Source organism: Achromobacter sp. Marseille-Q4954 (genome assembly GCF_943737025.1).
Taxonomy (GTDB): domain Bacteria; phylum Pseudomonadota; class Gammaproteobacteria; order Burkholderiales; family Burkholderiaceae_B; genus Achromobacter; species Achromobacter bronchisepticus_A.
The window spans coordinates 1,356,017-1,372,919 of the sequence record NZ_CALSFQ010000001.1 but is presented as its reverse complement, the minus strand read 5'-3'; the positions used below and the strand labels follow the sequence as shown (position 1 = coordinate 1,372,919).

Sequence of the window (16,903 nt, the reverse complement as noted above, 5' to 3'; positions counted from 1 at the left end):
ACGCGCGGGCGCGCATGCGGCGGGAACCGGCCCCGCCTCGCGGAAAATCGCGGCGTGTCGGAGGTTCAGCCGATCAGACGGCCGTTGCGGATGCGGGTCTTGCCGCTCATGCGCAGGGACGCGCCCAGGCGTTCGAGCTTGTCCTGCAGCGGGCCGGCATGGGCATGGCAGATGGCGCAGGCCAGCGCGTCGGCCGAGTCGGGCGCGGGCGCGCCATCCAGCGACAGCAGATGCTGCACCATCATCTGCACCTGCTCCTTGGCGGCGCGGCCGGTGCCGACCACGGCTTTCTTGATCTGCAGCGCGGTGTACTCGTGCACGGGCAGCGAACTGTCGGCCAGCGCGCACAGCGCCGCGCCGCGCGCCTGGCCCAGCAGCAGGGTGGAGGCGGGGTTGGTGTTCAGGAAGATGATTTCCAGCGCGGCCACGTCGGGTTGCGTGTCGCGGGCCACCTGGCGCAGATTGTCCAGGATGACCTTGAGGCGTTCGGACAGCGCCAGCGCCGGCGGGACCACGATGGTCCCGCTGGCCACATAGCGCAGCCGCGGGCCGTCGGCATCGATCACGCCGAAGCCGGTGCGGCGCAGGCCGGGATCGATGCCGAGGACGCGCATCAGTGGCGGAAGTGGCGGGTGCCGGTCAGCACCATGGCGATGCCGTGCTCGTCGGCCGCGGCAATCACTTCGTCGTCGCGCACGCTGCCGCCCGGCTGGATCACGCAGGTCGCGCCAGCGGCCACCACCACGTCCAGGCCGTCGCGGAACGGGAAGAAAGCGTCCGACGCCACGGCCGAACCCTTCAGGGTCAGGCCGGCGTTTTCCGCCTTGATCGAGGCGATGCGGGCCGAGTCGATACGGCTCATCTGGCCGGCGCCCACGCCCAGGGTCATGCCGCCGCCCACGAACACGATGGCGTTGGACTTGACGTACTTGGCGACCTTCCAGGCGAACATCAGGTCGTTCATCTCGGCTTCGGTGGGTTGGCGCTTGGTGACGACCTTGAGCGCGTCGCGCGGCACGTTGTAGGCGTCCGGGCTCTGCACCAGCCAGCCGCCGCCCACGCGCTTGATGTCGAAGGCGTTCTGGCCAGTGCCCATCGGCACTTCCAGCACGCGCACGTTCTTCTTGGCGGCCAGGATGGCCAGCGCGGCGCCGTCATAGGCGGGAGCCAGCAGCACTTCCAGGAACTGCGAGCTCACGGCTTCGGCCGTGGCGGCGTCCACCGGGCGGTTGAAGGCGATGATGCCGCCGAAGGCCGAGGTCGGGTCGGTCTTGAAGGCCTGCTGGTAGGCGCCCAGCGTGTCGGCCGCGACGGCCACGCCGCAGGGGTTGGCATGCTTGACGATGACGCAGGCGGGCGCTTCGAAGCTGCGCGCGCATTCCCAGGCGGCGTCGGCGTCCGCAATGTTGTTGTAGGACAGTTCCTTGCCCTGCAGCTGGCGGTAGTTGCCCAGCAGGCCGGCCGGACGCTGTGCGTCCACGTAGAAGGCGGCGGTCTGGTGCGGGTTCTCGCCGTAGCGCAGGGCCTGTTCCTGCTTGACCTGCAGGGTCAGGGTGCCGGGCCATTCGTTGCGGGCCGGCACGGCTTCCTGCTTGGGCTCGGCTTCGGCCAGGCTGGTCAGGTAGGCGGCGATGGCGCCGTCGTAGGCGGCGGTGTGGGCGTAGACCTTGGAGGCCAGCGCCAGGCGCAGGCCGTAGGAGGTGTTGCCGCCCTTGTCCATTTCGGCCAGCACGCGCGAGTAGTCGACGGGGTCGATCACCACGGTCACGCCGCCGGCTTCGGTGCCGTGGTTCTTGGCCGCCGCGCGCAGCATGGCCGGGCCGCCGATGTCGATGTTTTCGACGGCGTCGGCGAAGGTGCAGTCCGGCTTGGCCACGGTTTCGCGGAACGGGTACAGATTGACCACCAGCATGTCGATGCGGTCGATGCCGGCCGCCTTGATGGTGTCCATGTGCTCGGCGCTGTCGCGGCGCGCCAGCAGGCCGCCGTGGATCTTCGGATGCAGCGTCTTGACGCGGCCATCGAGAATTTCGGGCGAACCCGTGTGGGCCGCCACTTCGGTGACGGTCAGGCCGGAGTCGGCCAGCAGCTTGGCGGTGCCGCCGGTGGACAGCAGGCGCACGCCGCGCGCGGCCAGGGCGCGGGCAAATTCAACGATGCCGGTCTTGTCGGACACCGAAAGCAGGGCGGTTTCGATTTTCATGGTGAGGGACGGAGTGGGGCGGGAGCGCCTTTCTCGTTCAGGTCGGATGGGAAATCTGGGGGAGCGGGCGGCGCGATGCGCCTGCCGCCCGCGCACGAAAGCTATACCTGGATATTGTGCGCCAGCAACTTCTTGCGCAGGGTGTTGCGGGTGATGCCCAGCATTTCGGATGCCCGCGACTGGTTGCCGCCCGACCTTTCCAACGCCACTTCAAGCACCGGGCGCTCCACGCAGCGCATCACCATGTCCCACATGTCGTGGGGTTCGGATTCGCCCAAGTCTTCGAAATAGCGCTCCAGGCTGGCGCGCACGCATTCTTCCAGGACATCTTTCTTGCTCATTTGAGTACAGATATTTTTATGTTGGTGTTGAGGCGGTTATGCCGCCAGCAGGGCTTCTGCGACCGGCGCCGGATGGGATCCGCCGTCGCGCGAGATAAGGTCGAACCAGTCCGACACGGCCCGCCACTGGTCGCGGGTGTTGTCGATCAGATTCATGCGGGCGCAGAACGAATCCGCCCCCGGCAGGCCGTCCAGATACCAGCCTATGTGCTTGCGCGCCGTGCGTACGCCGGTGTGCTCGCCGTAAAACCGGTAGTGGTCGTCGAGATGTTCGAGCAGCAGCTCGCGCATTTCCCCATAGGAGGGAGGGGCCAGTGTTTCGCCCGTGCGCAGGTAGTGGTCGATTTCGCGGAAAATCCAGGGACGGCCTTGAGCCGCCCGGCCGATCATGACCGCGTCGGCGCCAGTGTAATCCAGGACGTGCCGGGCTTTTTCGGGCGTAGTGATATCTCCGTTGGCGACAACGGGGATTTTCAGCTCGGCCTTGACGGCGCGGATAGTGTCATATTCCGCCTCGCCCGTATAGAGGTCGGCGCGGGTGCGGCCATGCAGGGTCAGGGCGGCGATGCCGGCGTTTTCGGCCATTTTCGCCACCCGCAGGGCATTGCGGCTTTCGCGGTCCCAGCCGGTGCGGGTCTTCAGGGTCACCGGCACGTCCAGCGGTGCGCAGGCGGATACCACCGCGTCCAGGATGCGGGCGATCTGGTCTTCATGGCGCAAGAGCGCCGACCCGGAGGCCACGTTGCAGACCTTCTTGACCGGGCAGCCCATGTTGATGTCGATGATCCGGGCGCCCTTGCTGGCGTTGAACACCGCCGCCTCCGCCATCATGGCGGGGTCGGCGCCGGCGATCTGCACCGAAATGGGGGCGATCTCGCCATCATGGTTCAAGCGGCGGGAGGTTTTGACGCTATCCCACAGCTTGGGGTTGCTCGCGGCCATTTCCGAGACGGCATAGCCCGCCCCCAGCTTCTTGCAAAGCTGGCGGAAAGGACGGTCCGTCACGCCCGCCATGGGCGCGACCAGCACGTTGTTGGGAAGGGTCCATTGACCTATGCGCATGCTCACATTTTAACCGGCTCGCTCGTACCCTCTTTGTCACCTGGAGAACAATTCGTAACAAGGGAAGGCGAAAGCAGACAACCGCCCCCATTATCGAGGGCGGATAGGGAAGCGTTCAGGCGCGGAAACCTTGCAGCAGATGTTGCGCCAGCGGCGCGCGCAGCGGAGAGGCCAGATCCATCCCCAATAAGGCCAGGCCGCAGGCATGCTCCACCGGCGCCAGGCCGGTCGAGAAGATGCGAGGCATCAGATCGGTCAGGCCGGCGGTGATGAAGCGGTCCACGTGGCGCGCCCCGGCGAATTCCGCCAGGGCGGAACCGGGATTGACGTCCGGATGGGCCAGCCAGCTGCCCAGCGTCTGGGCCAGGCGGGCCGCGTCGCGCAGGCCCAGGTTCAGGCCCTGGCCTGCGACCGGATGCAGGGTTTGCGCGGCGTTGCCGATGGCCGCCACGCGGCCGTGCACCTGGGCGCGGCGGGCGCTCAGCGCCAGCGGGAAGACATGTCGCGGCGCCTGGCTGGAAAGCCGTCCCAGGCGGTCGCCGAAGGCGGCGGACAGCGCCCGCGAAAACGCGGCGTTGTCCAGCGCCGCCAGTTCGGCGGCGCGCTCGGGCGCGCTGCACCAGACCACCGAATAGGCGTCCGGCGTCTGCGGGTGCGGCAGCAGCGCCAGCGGGCCTTCGGCGGTGAAGCGCTCCCAGGCCCAGCCGCGGCGGGGCAGGGTGGCGTGCGCCGTGGTCAGCACCGCATGTTGGTCGTAGTCGCGGCGCACGTCGGTCGCGCCCGCGCCGTCGGATTGCACTGCGACCCGGCACAGCAGTGTCGCGTCGCCTTGTTCGACGCGCACGCCATCTGCGTCCTGCATGCCGATCCGCGCGGGCGGCCCTTGCAACACGGTGACGCCGCAAGCGGCCACGCGTTCGTCCAGCTTGGCGTGCAGGCCGGAATAGGCGACCACGCTGCCCAGCTGCGGCACGCCGAAATCGGTGTTCTGGATCAGGGTGCGGCCCAGCCGGCCGCGCTGCGATACATGGATGTTGCGGATGTCGGCCGAGCGTTCGGGCCAGGCATGCAGCGACTCCAGCAGCACCCGGCTGCCATGGTTCATGGCCAGCACGCGGGGATCCGTGGCGGGGACCGCCGCCGACGGCGCGACCGCGGCGGGCGCGCTGCCGGCAAGCAGCGCGATGCGCGCGGGGTCGGGCGCCACGCGGGCCAGCATCAGGGCCAGCACGCGGCCCACCGGGCCCGCGCCTAGAATCGCTATGTCGAAGGCGGATGAAGTCATGCCCGGATTTTAACCGTCCACTACAATCCGCAGCAGCCGGCGCGTCTTGGCGCCGTGGCCCTCTTTCCGGTCGATCGACATGACGCAGCTCCAGGCCTCATCCCCAGTGTCCGCCGTTTCCGCCGCTTCCACCCGCCGCCCGCGCGGAAAGGTCGCGGTCGGATTGCTGGCCTGCCTGTTCGGAGCGGTGGGGGCGCATTGGTGGTATCTGGGACGCCGCCATGCCTGGCTGGTGACCGCATACACGCTGATCAGCCTGTTCTGCGCTATCAGCTTCTACCCCGTCTGGTACGACAACCCCGCCTTCTTCCTGGTGTTCATTCCCATGGTCGACGGGTTCATCGAGAGCGCGGTGTTCTCGCTGATGCCGGACGAGAAATTCGACCGCCTCTACAACGAGGGCCTGGGCCGGCCGACCCGGACCGGCTGGGGTCCGGTGCTGGTCGCGATCCTGGCCTGCCTGGTCGGCGCCATCGTGTCCATGTTCGCCATCGCCATGGTGGTGGTCTACACCTGGATCGCCATGGGCTGGCTGGACGGCTACGTCTTTTAGCGCCAGCCCGGCGCGCCTACTCGCGCATCAGCGCTTCGATCTCGCCGGCCTGCACCGGCACGCCACGGGTGATGAGTTCACAGCCCTCGTCCGTGACCAGCGCGTCGTCCTCGGTGCGGATGCCGATGTTCCAGTAGGCCTCGGGCACGTCGTCTGCGGGCCGCACGTAGATGCCGGGCTCGATCGTCAGCATCATGCCCGGTTCCAGCTGGCGCCAGGGGCGTTCGGCGCCCTGGGTCGGGCCAGGCTGGCGGTAGTCGCCCACATCGTGCACGTCCAGGCCCAGCCAGTGGCCGGTGCGGTGCATGTAGAAGCGGCTGTAGTCGCCGGATTCCAGCACCCCATCCAGCGAGCCTTTCAAGAGTTTCAGGTCCAGCATGCCTTGCGCCAGCACGCGCAGGGCGGCCTGATGGCCGTCGTTGAAGCTGCGGCCGGGCGCCGTGGCCTGGGCGGCGGCATCCTGCGCGGCCACCGTCAGGTCGTATAGCGCGCGCTGCGGACCGCTGTAGCGGCCGTTCACCGGAAACGTGCGGGTGATGTCGCTGGCGTAGCTGTCGACCTCGCAGCCCGCGTCGATCAGCACCAGGTCGCCGTCGCGCAACACGGCTTCGCCGGCCGGGTAGTGCAGCACGCAGGCGTTGGCGCCGGCGGCCACGATGCTGTTGTAGGCCACCGACTGCGCGCCGTGCCGGCGGAATTCGTACAGCAGTTCGGCCTCGATCTCGTACTCGCGCATGCCGGGGCGGGCGACGCGCATGGCGCGCACGTGGGCGCCGGCCGAGATCTTGGCCGCGCGCCGCATTGCCGCGATTTCCGTGGCGTCCTTGATCAGCCGCATCTCGGCCAGCAGCGGCCGGATGTCCTGTTGGCGCGCAGGCGGCGCATGGCCGCCGCGGCTGGCCTCGCGCGCCGCGGTCAGCCAGCGGTGCAGGCGTCCGTCGCTGCGCTTGTCGCCGGCCAGGGGCGCGTACAAGGTGGCATGGTCCTGCAGCAGCGCGGGCATCAGTTCGTCCAGCGCATCGAGCGGATGGGCGTCGTCGAAACCGAAATGCGCCGCGGCGGCCTCGGGGCCGAAGCGCTTGCCCTCCCAGATTTCATGTTCGATGTGGCGCGGGCGGCAGAAGAGCACGGCGCGGTCGGTCGCGCCCGCGGTCAGCACCAGCCAGGCGCCGGGTTCGGTGAATCCGGTCAGATAGAAGAAATCGCTGTCGTGCCGATAGGGATATTCCGCGTCGCGGTTGCGGGTGGCTTCCTGGGCGGTCGCCAGTATGGCGATGCCGCCGCCTGCGGCGCGCATCTGCGCCATCAGGCGTTGGCGCCGCGCGGCGTAAGGGGCGATGTCGTCGGGAGGCAGGCTCATGGCGGACTGGGCGTGAAGCCCGGCAGGGTGAGGATGCCGTTTACTTTACCTGCCATCCCCGGGTTGCGACAGCCCGCAAGGGGCGCGCGGAATTCGCTGGACCGCGCGGGGCAAGCTGCTACAATCGCGGCTCTGTCATTGGGGAGTAGCCATCCTTTGTCCCCACAAAGGAGCTAGCGTCAACAGACTTGGTGGTTCAGCGCTGCGCAGCAGCCGCTAGAACTCCATGGCGCTAGTAGCGGTATCCATGCACGGCGGCATCGCCGCATGGATCAGCCAGGCGAGACCTTTGGCCGCGTTGCGTTCACCCCAGCCGGGCGAGCCGCGACGTCGCGCCAATTGGTTTCTGCTCGTCCGGCTCGCCTATATGTTTCTCACTCTGTTCCTGTTTTTCCTGTCAGCGGCAGTGATCTACTTCGCCTGCGAGTTCTTCGTGAACGGCGTCGAATGGGTCGGCCATCGCTTCCAGCTGGGCGCCACCGCCACCGGCACCGTGCTCGCCGCGTTCGGCACGGCCTTGCCGGAAAGCGCCGTGACTTTCATGGCCGTCGTGTTTGGCGAAACCCCCGAGCAAAAAGACATAGGCGTCGGCGCCGCCATGGGCGGCCCGCTGGTGCTCGCGACGCTGGCGTACGCGGTGGTCGGCCTGGCTTTGTGGCGCGCGCGCCGCGGACGCGCCACGCAGGCGGACTGTATCAACGCGGACCAGCGCCGGCTGGCCCGCGACCAGGCCTGGTTCATGGGCATCTTCATCTTCAAGGTGGGCCTGGGCCTGTTGGCCTTTGCCTGGAAGCCCTGGTTGGGCATCCTGTTTCTGGCCACCTACGGCCTTTACGTCAAGCGCGAACTCAGCAACGACGAGGAAAGCCTGGCCAGCGAAGACCTCGAGCCACTGAAGCTGCGCCCGCGCGACGAGGATCCGAGCATGTTCTGGGCGGTCACGCAGACGATACTGGCGCTGGTCGTGATCGCCGGGGCATCGCATGTGTTCGTGAACCAGATCGAGCTGCTGGGCGTGGCCATGGGCGCGTCGCCTCATGTGGCCGCGCTGTTGCTGGCGCCGGTGGCGACCGAGCTGCCGGAAATCATGAACGCGCTGATCTGGGTGCGCCAGGGCAAGGAACGGCTGGCGCTGGCCAACATTTCGGGCGCCATGATGATCCAGGCGACCATTCCCAGCGCGCTGGGCATCTTCATGACGCCCTGGCTGCTGGACGCTCCCTTGCTGGCGGCGGGCCTTTTCACGATGCTGTCGATCAGCCTCTTGTGGCTGCGTTTCCGCCGTTCGGTCATGAGCGTGCCGGCGTTGTCGGCGGTGGGCGGACTGTATGCCGTGTTCGCCGCCTATCTGGGCTGGCACTTCTACGCTTGAGAGTGCGTTGCGCGCGGGGCCTCGGCCCCCGCGGTTTTTTCCACATTCAGGCCCGATTTGGCCCCAAAAGCCTTGTCCATAAGTGGAAACCCGCGTAAACTTCTGCCCGTTATCCATCCCAGGAGCAGTCTTCGTGAATACCGATTCCGGCGAAAGTTGTCGATCTTGCATCGACGTCGCTGTTTAACAGGTCCACGCAGAACTCCGTCTGCCGCAGCCTGTTGAACAGGTTGCGGTTGTATCCCAAGCTCCAGGCGCAAGCCCGGACAATCGCGCAAGCCAGCGGCTTGCCGGGAAACTCCCCAACGTAAACCGCCAGAACCGCCGCAATCCGCAGCGTCAGCGTTCGTGCACGTTTGTCGTGCCTGTCCGCCGAACGCAGCGCGGGCGCGCGCGTATTCGCGATCACGCTCCCCATTCTTGCAATGGAGGTCGTTATGCGTTTCTTCGACTTGTTCCTACGCCGCGCCGGCGTGGACCGCGCCACCGCCCTGGGCCGCCGCCGCGGCACTTCGCGTCTGACGGTCATCTGTCCGCGCGACGAGCTGGGCGCCTTGCGCAAGCAGATCTGCCTGGACTTCAGCGCCGCCGGCCTGGACGTCTCGCAGGTGCAGATCGACCAGGGTCGGGATCCTGGCATGGCATCCGCCTGCATCACCGTCAATTGCCCCCCGGAATTGCGGGGCGAACTGATGTCGCAGGCGCGCCGCCTGAGCGCCAATCCCGCCGTGCGCCACGTGCACTTCGGCACGCAAGCCACGCCAGCCACGCAGGCTGCGCTGGCCTGAAGCCGCCCTTTCTTCCACAGGAGAGATCATGCCTAGTGCCTTAGACCCCGAGCCTCGATTGCGCCCAGTGCGCGGCGCCGGCATGCCTGTCTGACCTGTCTCCTCGCTGCGAGCCGACAGGCAGGATAGTCATCCTGGCCCGTACGGAGTCCGCAGCCAAGAATCGCCGGCCTGGCCCACGTCGCGTGCGCCTCTGCCGCCGGTACCGATTCCTCCGCTAGCTCCCATCCGTTTTCCGCACCCGGCGCATTTCATGCGATCCGGATACCGGCAACATTGCCCCGGCGCCTGCGCACGCCTGTACGCGGCGGTTTGACGGCTTTCTGCGCGAAAGCCGCGGACCGCTGCCGCCTGCGCGCAGCCGCCAGCGGGCAGGGTCGTCCGTGTCTCCAAGAACTACACGTACAACCGGAGCACTCCGATGTTCAAGTTTCTCAAGTCCTTCTTTACGTCGGCGGCGGGCCTGCGCCATAGCGCAAGACATTTCCGCCGTTCGCCCATGCCCGAGCGCGGCGCCACGACGGCCGCCGCGTCCTCCGATACCGCGCGCCATGCCAACCGCCAGATGCTGGACCTGTCGCGCATGGGCTTCGGCGCCTTGTTCGCCCTGTTCGGCAGCAGCCGCGGCGGACTGTCGGAGGCCCAGGCCCAGACCGCGCGCGAACGCTACGGCGCCAACGAGGTCGACCACGAAAAGCCGCTGTCCTGGTACACGCATCTCTGGCTGTCCTATCGCAATCCGTTCAACCTGCTTTTGACCGCGCTGGCGGCGCTGTCCTGGCTCACCGACGTGCGCATGGCCGAGCCCGACGATCAGTCCTGGACGGCGGTATTCATCATCGGCGCAATGGTGCTCATCTCCACTGTGTTGCGGTTTGCGCAGGAGCAGCGCTCCAATCGCGCCGCCGAGGCGCTCAAGGCCATGGTGCAGAACACCGCCACGGTGCTGCGCAGCGACCCGGCAGCCGACGCCGAGGGCGACGCCCGCCGATTCTTCGGCGTGGCGCTGCATGTCAGCGGATCGCGCCAGGTCGAGGTGCCGCTGGCGGAGCTGGTGCCGGGCGACGTGGTGCTGCTGTCCGCGGGCGACATGATTCCCGCCGACTGCCGCATCCTGAATGCCAAGGACCTGTTCGTTGCGCAGGCCGCGCTGACGGGCGAATCGCTGCCGGTCGAAAAGTACGCCACGCAGCGCAGCGAGACCGCCAACGCGCTGGAACTTGAGAACATGGCCTTCATGGGCACCAACGTGGTCAGCGGCTCGGGCAGCGCCCTGGTGGTGGCCACCGGCTCGCGCAGCTACTTCGGCCAGTTGGCCGGACGCGTCACGCAGACCAGCCGCACGCCGACCCAGTTCCAGCAAGGCATCAACCGCGTGAGCTGGGTGCTGATCCGCTTCATGCTGGTCATGGCGCCCATCGTCATGCTGATCAACGGTTTCACCAAGGGCGACTGGATGGAAGCGCTGCTGTTCGCGCTGGCCATCGCCGTGGGCCTGACGCCTGAAATGCTGCCCATGATCGTCACGGCCACCCTGGCCAAGGGCGCCGTGCGCATGTCGCGCCGCAAGGTCGTGGTCAAGCGGCTGGACGCCATCCAGAACCTGGGGGCGATGAACGTGCTGTGCACCGACAAGACCGGCACCCTGACCCAGGACCGCATCGTGCTGGAGCGGCACACCGATGTGTACGGCGCCAGCAGCGACGACGTGCTGGCCTACGCCTATCTCAACAGCTACTACCAGACCGGCCTGAAGAACCTGCTGGATGTGGCGGTGCTGCAGCACGCCGAGGTCGAGCGCAAGCTGGATCTGGCGGCGAAGTACCGCAAGGTCGACGAGATTCCCTTCGACTTTTCCCGGCGCCGCATGTCGGTGGTGGTCAACGAGACCGAGAACGGCCGCGAGCATCACGAATTGATCTGCAAGGGCGCGCTGGAAGAGATGCTGGCGGTTTGCACCCGCCTGCGTGTGGGCCGCGAAGAGCATCTGCTGACCGATGCCCGCCGGGCCGACATCCGCCGGGTGACGGCGGACCTGAACCGCGACGGCCTGCGCGTCATCGCGGTCGGCGTCAAGGAAATGCCGCCCACCCAGCAAACCTACGGCGTGGCCGACGAGTCCGATCTGGTGCTGGTCGGGTACATGGCTTTCCTGGATCCTCCCAAGGAATCCACCGCTCCCGCGCTCAAGGCGCTCAAGGATTCCGGCATCGAGGTGAAGGTGCTGACCGGCGACGTGGAGCTGGTGACGCAGAAGGTCTGCCGCGAGGTGGATTTCGAGGTGCGCAAGGTCTATCTGGGCGCCGATATCGAAGCGATGGACGAGGCGCAACTGACCGCCGCGGTGCGCGAGGCCAACGTGTTCGCGCGGCTCACGCCGGCCCACAAGGAGCGCATCGTGCGCAGCCTCCGGGCCCAGGGCAACACCGTGGGCTTCATGGGCGATGGCATCAACGACGCGCCAGCCCTGCGGGCGGCGGACGTGGGCATCTCCGTGGATTCGGCGGTCGATATCTCGAAAGAGGCCGCGGACATCATCCTGCTGGAAAAGAGCCTGATGGTGCTGGAAGACGGCGTCATCGAAGGCCGCAAAACCTTCTGCAACATGCTCAAGTACCTGAAGATGACGGCCAGCTCGAACTTCGGCAATGTCTTCTCGGTGCTGGTGGCCAGCGCCTTCCTGCCGTTCCTGCCGATGCTGCCCATTCATCTGCTGGTGCAGAACCTGATGTACGACATTTCCCAGACCGCAATTCCGTTTGACAACGTCGACGAAGAACTCTTGAAGCAACCCCAGCAATGGGACCCCGATGGCCTGGGCCGTTTCATGGTGTTTTTCGGTCCGATAAGCTCCGTGTTCGATATCGCCACCTATGCGCTCATGTGGTACATCTTCCAGGCCAACTCCGCGGAACACCAGACGCTGTTCCAATCGGGCTGGTTCGTCGAAGGCCTGTTGTCGCAGACGCTCATCGTCCATATGATCCGCACGCGCAAGATCCCGTTCCTGCAAAGCCGCGCCGCGTGGCCGCTGATGGGCATGACCCTGATGGTGGTGACGATGGGGCTGCTGCTGCCGTTTTCGCCCTTGGCCGAGTACCTCCAGCTGCAGCCGCTGCCATGGAGCTACTTCCCCTGGCTGGTCGGCATCCTGTTGGCCTACTGCACGCTGACGCAGTTGCTGAAGGGAATCTGGGTCCGCCGCTACGGTTGGCAATAAGTCGATAAGGCCCGCGGCGGTCGCAAGCCCGCCGCGCAATCAGGAGAAACGCATGAGAATCGCTACTTTTGCCGCGCTGATGGCAGTGGGCCTGGCCCTTCCCCTGGCGGCGCGTAGCGCCGAGACCGGGCAGGGGCTGTCGCTGTACGGCGTGGTGGACGCGGGGGTGGCCGTCACCACGGTCTCGGGGCAGGGCAGCCACAGCGGTCTGCTCAATGGCGGACTGACCGATTCGCTATGGGGAATGACGGGAGCGGAAGACATGGGCGGGGGCTGGAGCGCCAGGTTCCAGCTGGAAAGCGGCTTCGATCCTTCGTCGGGCAAGCGGGCCGACGACGACCGCTTCTTCAATTACGCCGCCTGGGTCGGCCTGGGACATGACAGCTTCGGCGACCTGCGGCTGGGGCGCCAGCACACCATAGGTCAGGTCTACGGCAATTCCCTGGAAATCGCGTCCTGGAAGGAAATGGGCATGGGCGCCACCTTCAAGGCGTCCGACAACTACCAGTTCAGCAACCTGGTCAATTACTACACACCTGTCTGGGGCGGTTTCCAGGCCGGCATCGGTTACTCCTTCGACGCCGATGACCGCAACCAGTTCAAAACGGCCAACAACAACCGCGCGCTCAGCCTCGGCCTGAAATATGAGGACGGACCCTTGCTGGCGATCGCCACCTGGGACCAACTGCGCCTGGCCGACGCCCCGCCGGGCAGCAATGGACGGCCGCAAGCGGTGCAGCTGGGCGCCTCCTATGACTTCGAGGTGCTGAAGCTGTCCCTGGCATGGTCGCGCCAGCGCAACGGCGATGTCGGGCTGGACGGGGGCGATCCGGACGGGCTGGGCCTGGGCCTGGGGCCGGCTGCCTTCGTGCGCGGCGGCACGGTCGATGCCTGGCTGGTCGGGGCCAGCGTGCCGGTCGGACCCGGCGCCGTGCTGGTGCAATGGTCGCTGGCGCACCCGGACTGGCATTGGGACAACGGCATGACGGCGCGCAATGCGCAGGTGATGACGCTGGGCTATACCTACAGCCTGTCTGCGCGCACGACGCTCTATGCCTTCGCCGGCTATGCGTCGAACTACACGCTGGACGACCAGTTCGATCCTGCCCGCTCCCACACCACGCGGGTGGGCACGGGCATTTCGCACCGTTTCTGAACGCCGGGGCAGGGCGGGCCGGGGTCAACTACAATCGGCGGGTGCGGCGCATGGCGCCCGTCCTCGTACAGCCCCGACGTTTTCCGGATGGTTTGCATGGATAGTCTCGAATGGCTCATACCCTGGGAGTTCTCTCCCACGCTGGTGGCCTCCTTCCTGGTGGCCATCGTGCTGTTCGTGCGCGGCCAAAAGGTCCATCGCGTGACCGCCGCCCGCAGCATCCTGTTCTGGACCGGCATGGTGCTGCTGTACCTGTCCATGCATACCCGGCTGGACTACTACGCCGAACGCATGTTCTTCATCCACCGCATCCAGCATCTGGTGCTGCACCATCTGGGGCCGTTGCTGGTGATGGCGGCGTTCCCGGGACAGGTGATGCGGGCGGGCCTGCCCATGCGCTGGCGCATCCGCCTGCGTGACTTCCTGCGCACCGGCGCCGGCCGCGCGACGGTGGCGGTGCTGACCCACAAGATCTTCGTGCCGACGCTGTTCGTCTTCCTGGTGCTGGTCTGGCTGATTCCGTCGGTGCAGTTCTATTCCATGCTGGACTGGCGTCTCTACCGCCTGATGAACTGGTCGGTGGTGATCAGCGGCTTCATGTACTGGAACCTGATCCTGGATCGCCGGCCCGCGCCGCCGGCGGCCATGACGCCGGGCGGCCGGGTCATTTCGCCCGTGCTGACGATGCTGCCGCAGATGGTGGCGGGCGCAGTCATCGCCTTCACCGAAAGCGACATCTATCCGCTGTTCGAACTATGCGGCCGCGCCATCGCCATGTCGGCCCAGACCGACCAGACCATAGGCGGCCTGACCATGTGGATTCCGGCGGCGCTGGTCGAGGTGATCGGCCTGATGGTGGCCCTGGGAACCTTGATGCGGCTATCGGCCAAGGGGCGCTTGCGCAAGGCGGATCGCGAAGCGCTGGCCCGCTCCAAGGCCCGCGCTCGCGCCGCTTCGGCCTGAGAACCGCGGCGGGTGGCGTACGCCGCCGGGCTCAGAAGCTCTTCGGCGTATTGACCCAGAACAGTTCCACGGTTTCCTCGCCGACGACTTTCCACGAATGCGGCCGCCCGCTAAGGAACGAGATGCTGTCTCCGGCGCGCAAGGTCACCGGCGCCGCCAGATCGACCGTAATGCTGAATTCGCCGGCGATGACGTGGATGCACTCTTCTCCATGGTGCGTATAGGCGCCTTCGCTGCGGGCGCCCGGCGCCAGAACCCATTTCTGGCAGTCGAGCGAAGGCAGGCTCGTTGCCAGCTGCAGGATCTGGATGCCCGCGCCGAACGACGGGGCGTGTATTTCCTGACCCTTGCGCACGACCTCTGCCGCGTTGCGCGACGGCTTGGGCGGTACTTCCGACAGGGCCGTCAGCGACGTGCCATAACAGGTGGCGAGCAGCTTCAGGCTTGCGACGGTGGCCCCGCGGCCCGTCCGTTCAAAGGTCGAAATGAAGGACACGGGCAGGCTGGTTTCGTCGGACGCCTCTTTCAGCGACAGATCCGCGCTTCGGCGCGCGGTGCGAAAGCGCAGTCCGAGCGCGGCCGCGTCAGCTATTTCGCGGGCTTGAGATGCCGTGGCGCCTGAGGCGGGCGATGGTGGCGCCGTGGACGCCGATCCGGCCTGCGACTCCTCCAGCACGCGACGGATCGCGGGCATGTTCAGGCCGTTGATCTGCCGCAGACGAACGATATGGGATACCCGGGCCAGATCCGCATCTGAGTAGACGCGCTGTCCTGTTTCGGTGCGCGCCGGAACGAGGAGGCCGTGTTGCTCCCATAGCCGCAGCGTCGAGATGTTCGTGCCTGTGAGGCGCGCGACGTCGCCGATTCGATACTCAGACATGCAAGTGAAGTTCCTGTGCTGGCGCGGTGGACGGTCTGTTCTGGCAGAACATACAGAATATATATAGATAAATTATATAAACACGATCCTTCATGATAGGACCGGAAATATGGGGGAAAGCCCCTATTTTTTCCGAAAATCAGCTTCTATAGGATCGCAACCTACAGAAATTATGTAGATATATTTGATTCCAGGTGCGGCCAGATTGGGCCGCTTTGCTCATGATCATTTCACACCATTCAAGCCAGGCCGGACCTTTCCTGCAACGCAGTTTCTGGATGCGGGAGGCGGAACCCGCCTTGCAGGCAAGTGCGCCGCTGACCGGCAGTCAGGCCGCCGACATCGTGATTATCGGTGGAGGCTATGTAGGCCTGTGGACGGCGTTGAGCATCAAGGAACTCAGCCCTCAGTCCAAGGTCGTGGTCCTGGAGCGGGACGTCTGCGGCGGAGGCGCTTCAGGGCGCAACGGCGGCATGGCCATGTCCTGGTGGCCGAAAATCGCTTCGCTGCTTGCTTTCGCGGATGTCGACGATGCGCTGTTCCTGGCCCGGGCCTCGGAACGTGCCATCGATGAAATCGCACAGTTCTGCGGCCGCCATCGCATCGATGCGCACTTTCGCTGCGGGGGATGGCTCTGGACGGCCACTTCCGATGCGCAACAGGAGTCATGGGAGGGCACGCTCCAGGCCTGCGCCCGGGTCGGCGCGCGTCCCTTCGAGCACATGCTGCCGGAGGATGTCGCACGTCGAACCGGGTCTCGCATGCACAGGGCGGGCGTGTTCGAACGCGGCAACGCCACGGTGCAGCCGGCAAGGCTGGTGCGAGGCATGCGCAGGGTGGCCCTGGAGCGCGGCATCGTGATCCACGAAAACACGCCGGTGCTGGAGTTGAGCCACGGCTATCCGGCGGTGATCCGCAGCGCCTCGGGCACGATACTGGCCAAAAGCGTCGTGCTGGCGACGAATGCATGGGCCGTCGCCATTCCTGAAATCTCAAGGCTGATCGTGCCCGTCAACAGTTCCATCGTCGTGACGCAGGCGATTCCCGAGCGCCTGGCCGCGCTGGGTTGGACGGGGGGCGAAGCCATCACCGACTCGCAGTTGATGGTCGGGTACTACCGGACCACGCGGGACGGGCGAATCGCATACGGCAAGGGCACGGGCGCGCTTTCCCGGGGTGGCGTCATCGACGCCACCTTCAGCCGCCACGAAGAAAGCTGCCTGATGGCGGAGCAGGATTTCCGCCGCGCCTACCCGATGCTTGCCGATGTGCGCGTCTCGCATGCGTGGTCGGGTCCGATCGATCGGACCTACGACAGCCTGCCCGTTTTCGGCACCCTGGCGGGTACCGGACACATCCACTACGGAGTGGGTTGGAGCGGCAACGGCGTCGCGCCCAGCCTGTTGGGCGGCAGGATTCTGGCAAGCCTGGCCCTGGATCGCAACGATGCGTGGCGCCGCTGCGCCCTGGTCGACCGCAAGCCCAAGCGGTTTCCGCCTGAACCCATCAAGTACTTCGGCGGTTCGCTGGTCCGCAACGCCGTGCGTAGAAAGGAAGAGCGTGAAGCGCGGGATCTTGCGCCGCGCTGGCTTGACGTGCTCCTGGCTGGGTTCGCGCCCGCAGGACTTGAGGACTAGCGTCAAGCGCGCCGTGCATCAGGCCTGCGCGGGATAACCAAAACAAGCGCGTTCCATACCGGGGGCGCGGCAAAAGGAGAAAG

General features: G+C 66.4%; 15 protein-coding genes and 1 riboswitch. Of the genes, 7 read left to right on the top strand and 8 right to left on the bottom strand.

What is annotated here, in order from left to right:
• Positions 1-65: 65 nt before the first annotated feature.
• The 5 genes from ruvC to NGK62_RS06420 form a co-directional block, all read right to left on the bottom strand.
• Positions 66-614 (bottom strand): crossover junction endodeoxyribonuclease RuvC, encoded by a 549-nt coding sequence (gene ruvC, locus NGK62_RS06440; protein ID WP_054457336.1) that lies wholly within the window; start codon positions 612-614, stop codon positions 66-68.
• Positions 614-2,203, bottom strand: a complete 1,590-nt coding sequence (gene purH / locus NGK62_RS06435) for a bifunctional phosphoribosylaminoimidazolecarboxamide formyltransferase/IMP cyclohydrolase (protein ID WP_251877761.1) — start codon at positions 2,201-2,203, stop codon at positions 614-616. The genes ruvC and purH overlap by 1 nt, the downstream gene beginning before the upstream one ends.
• A gap of 101 nt (positions 2,204-2,304) precedes the next feature.
• The gene (locus NGK62_RS06430; RefSeq protein WP_006217670.1) at positions 2,305-2,544 is read right to left on the bottom strand and encodes a helix-turn-helix domain-containing protein; all 240 of its coding nucleotides are present in this window, start codon (positions 2,542-2,544) and stop codon (positions 2,305-2,307) included.
• Between the two features lie 36 nt (positions 2,545-2,580).
• Entirely contained in the window at positions 2,581-3,606 is a 1,026-nt protein-coding gene (dusB, locus tag NGK62_RS06425; RefSeq protein WP_054457331.1) for a tRNA dihydrouridine synthase DusB, read from the bottom strand.
• 115 nt (positions 3,607-3,721) lie between these two features.
• Positions 3,722-4,891: a UbiH/UbiF/VisC/COQ6 family ubiquinone biosynthesis hydroxylase gene (locus tag NGK62_RS06420; RefSeq protein ID WP_251877759.1), complete on the bottom strand. Its 1,170-nt coding sequence runs from the start codon at positions 4,889-4,891 to the stop codon at positions 3,722-3,724.
• Positions 4,892-4,970: 79 nt separating this feature from the next.
• Here NGK62_RS06420 and NGK62_RS06415 point away from each other — a divergent pair, with 79 nt between their 5' ends.
• Positions 4,971-5,444, top strand: a complete 474-nt coding sequence (locus tag NGK62_RS06415) for a TM2 domain-containing protein (protein ID WP_059371627.1) — start codon at positions 4,971-4,973, stop codon at positions 5,442-5,444.
• 16 nt (positions 5,445-5,460) lie between these two features.
• Here NGK62_RS06415 and NGK62_RS06410 read toward each other — a convergent pair whose 3' ends face one another.
• Positions 5,461-6,804, bottom strand: a complete 1,344-nt coding sequence (locus NGK62_RS06410) for an aminopeptidase P N-terminal domain-containing protein (RefSeq protein WP_118932899.1) — start codon at positions 6,802-6,804, stop codon at positions 5,461-5,463.
• Between the two features lie 121 nt (positions 6,805-6,925).
• Positions 6,926-7,119, top strand: a riboswitch (yybP-ykoY riboswitch).
• Positions 7,120-7,171: 52 nt separating this feature from the next.
• Between NGK62_RS06410 and NGK62_RS06405 the strand changes: the two genes are divergently transcribed.
• Positions 7,172-8,176: a sodium:calcium antiporter gene (locus NGK62_RS06405; protein ID WP_118932898.1), complete on the top strand. Its 1,005-nt coding sequence runs from the start codon at positions 7,172-7,174 to the stop codon at positions 8,174-8,176.
• 109 nt (positions 8,177-8,285) lie between these two features.
• On the opposite strand, the gene NGK62_RS06400 is transcribed toward NGK62_RS06405, so the two are convergent.
• Entirely contained in the window at positions 8,286-8,585 is a 300-nt protein-coding gene (locus NGK62_RS06400; RefSeq protein ID WP_124260367.1) for a hypothetical protein, read from the bottom strand.
• Between the two features lie 28 nt (positions 8,586-8,613).
• Between NGK62_RS06400 and NGK62_RS06395 the strand changes: the two genes are divergently transcribed.
• The 4 genes from NGK62_RS06395 to NGK62_RS06380 all read left to right on the top strand — a co-directional run bounded on the left by NGK62_RS06395 (position 8,614) and on the right by NGK62_RS06380 (position 14,303).
• Complete coding sequence (locus NGK62_RS06395; protein ID WP_059371631.1) at positions 8,614-8,964, top strand: hypothetical protein; 351 nt, start codon at positions 8,614-8,616, stop codon at positions 8,962-8,964.
• Positions 8,965-9,385: 421 nt separating this feature from the next.
• Positions 9,386-12,184, top strand: coding sequence for a magnesium-translocating P-type ATPase (gene mgtA, locus NGK62_RS06390; protein ID WP_251877757.1), 2,799 nt, complete (start codon positions 9,386-9,388; stop codon positions 12,182-12,184).
• A gap of 52 nt (positions 12,185-12,236) precedes the next feature.
• Entirely contained in the window at positions 12,237-13,340 is a 1,104-nt protein-coding gene (locus tag NGK62_RS06385; RefSeq protein WP_251877755.1) for a porin, read from the top strand.
• Between the two features lie 87 nt (positions 13,341-13,427).
• A complete protein-coding gene (locus NGK62_RS06380; protein WP_118932896.1) occupies positions 13,428-14,303 on the top strand; it encodes a cytochrome c oxidase assembly protein in 876 nt (291 codons plus the stop codon).
• 31 nt (positions 14,304-14,334) lie between these two features.
• Here NGK62_RS06380 and NGK62_RS06375 read toward each other — a convergent pair whose 3' ends face one another.
• Positions 14,335-15,183 (bottom strand): MerR family transcriptional regulator, encoded by an 849-nt coding sequence (locus tag NGK62_RS06375; RefSeq protein WP_059371635.1) that lies wholly within the window; start codon positions 15,181-15,183, stop codon positions 14,335-14,337.
• 221 nt (positions 15,184-15,404) lie between these two features.
• Here NGK62_RS06375 and NGK62_RS06370 point away from each other — a divergent pair, with 221 nt between their 5' ends.
• Entirely contained in the window at positions 15,405-16,820 is a 1,416-nt protein-coding gene (locus NGK62_RS06370) for an NAD(P)/FAD-dependent oxidoreductase (protein WP_251877753.1), read from the top strand.
• Positions 16,821-16,903: the final 83 nt, after the last annotated feature.

Excerpts from the sequence above, each read along its gene's own strand:
- NGK62_RS06410 (WP_118932899.1), bottom strand. The coding sequence starts at position 6,804 with ATGAGCCTGCCTCCCGACGACATCGCCCCTTACGCCGCGCGGCGCCAA.
- NGK62_RS06395 (WP_059371631.1), top strand. The coding sequence starts at position 8,614 with ATGCGTTTCTTCGACTTGTTCCTACGCCGCGCCGGCGTGGACCGCGCC.
- purH (WP_251877761.1), bottom strand. The coding sequence starts at position 2,203 with ATGAAAATCGAAACCGCCCTGCTTTCGGTGTCCGACAAGACCGGCATC.
- NGK62_RS06430 (WP_006217670.1), bottom strand. The coding sequence starts at position 2,544 with ATGAGCAAGAAAGATGTCCTGGAAGAATGCGTGCGCGCCAGCCTGGAG.
- mgtA (WP_251877757.1), top strand. The coding sequence starts at position 9,386 with ATGTTCAAGTTTCTCAAGTCCTTCTTTACGTCGGCGGCGGGCCTGCGC.
- NGK62_RS06420 (WP_251877759.1), bottom strand. The coding sequence starts at position 4,891 with ATGACTTCATCCGCCTTCGACATAGCGATTCTAGGCGCGGGCCCGGTG.
- NGK62_RS06380 (WP_118932896.1), top strand. The coding sequence starts at position 13,428 with ATGGTTTGCATGGATAGTCTCGAATGGCTCATACCCTGGGAGTTCTCT.
- NGK62_RS06415 (WP_059371627.1), top strand. The coding sequence starts at position 4,971 with ATGACGCAGCTCCAGGCCTCATCCCCAGTGTCCGCCGTTTCCGCCGCT.
- NGK62_RS06375 (WP_059371635.1), bottom strand. The coding sequence starts at position 15,183 with ATGTCTGAGTATCGAATCGGCGACGTCGCGCGCCTCACAGGCACGAAC.
- NGK62_RS06385 (WP_251877755.1), top strand. The coding sequence starts at position 12,237 with ATGAGAATCGCTACTTTTGCCGCGCTGATGGCAGTGGGCCTGGCCCTT.
- NGK62_RS06370 (WP_251877753.1), top strand. The coding sequence starts at position 15,405 with ATGATCATTTCACACCATTCAAGCCAGGCCGGACCTTTCCTGCAACGC.
- dusB (WP_054457331.1), bottom strand. The coding sequence starts at position 3,606 with ATGCGCATAGGTCAATGGACCCTTCCCAACAACGTGCTGGTCGCGCCC.
- NGK62_RS06405 (WP_118932898.1), top strand. The coding sequence starts at position 7,172 with ATGTTTCTCACTCTGTTCCTGTTTTTCCTGTCAGCGGCAGTGATCTAC.
- ruvC (WP_054457336.1), bottom strand. The coding sequence starts at position 614 with ATGCGCGTCCTCGGCATCGATCCCGGCCTGCGCCGCACCGGCTTCGGC.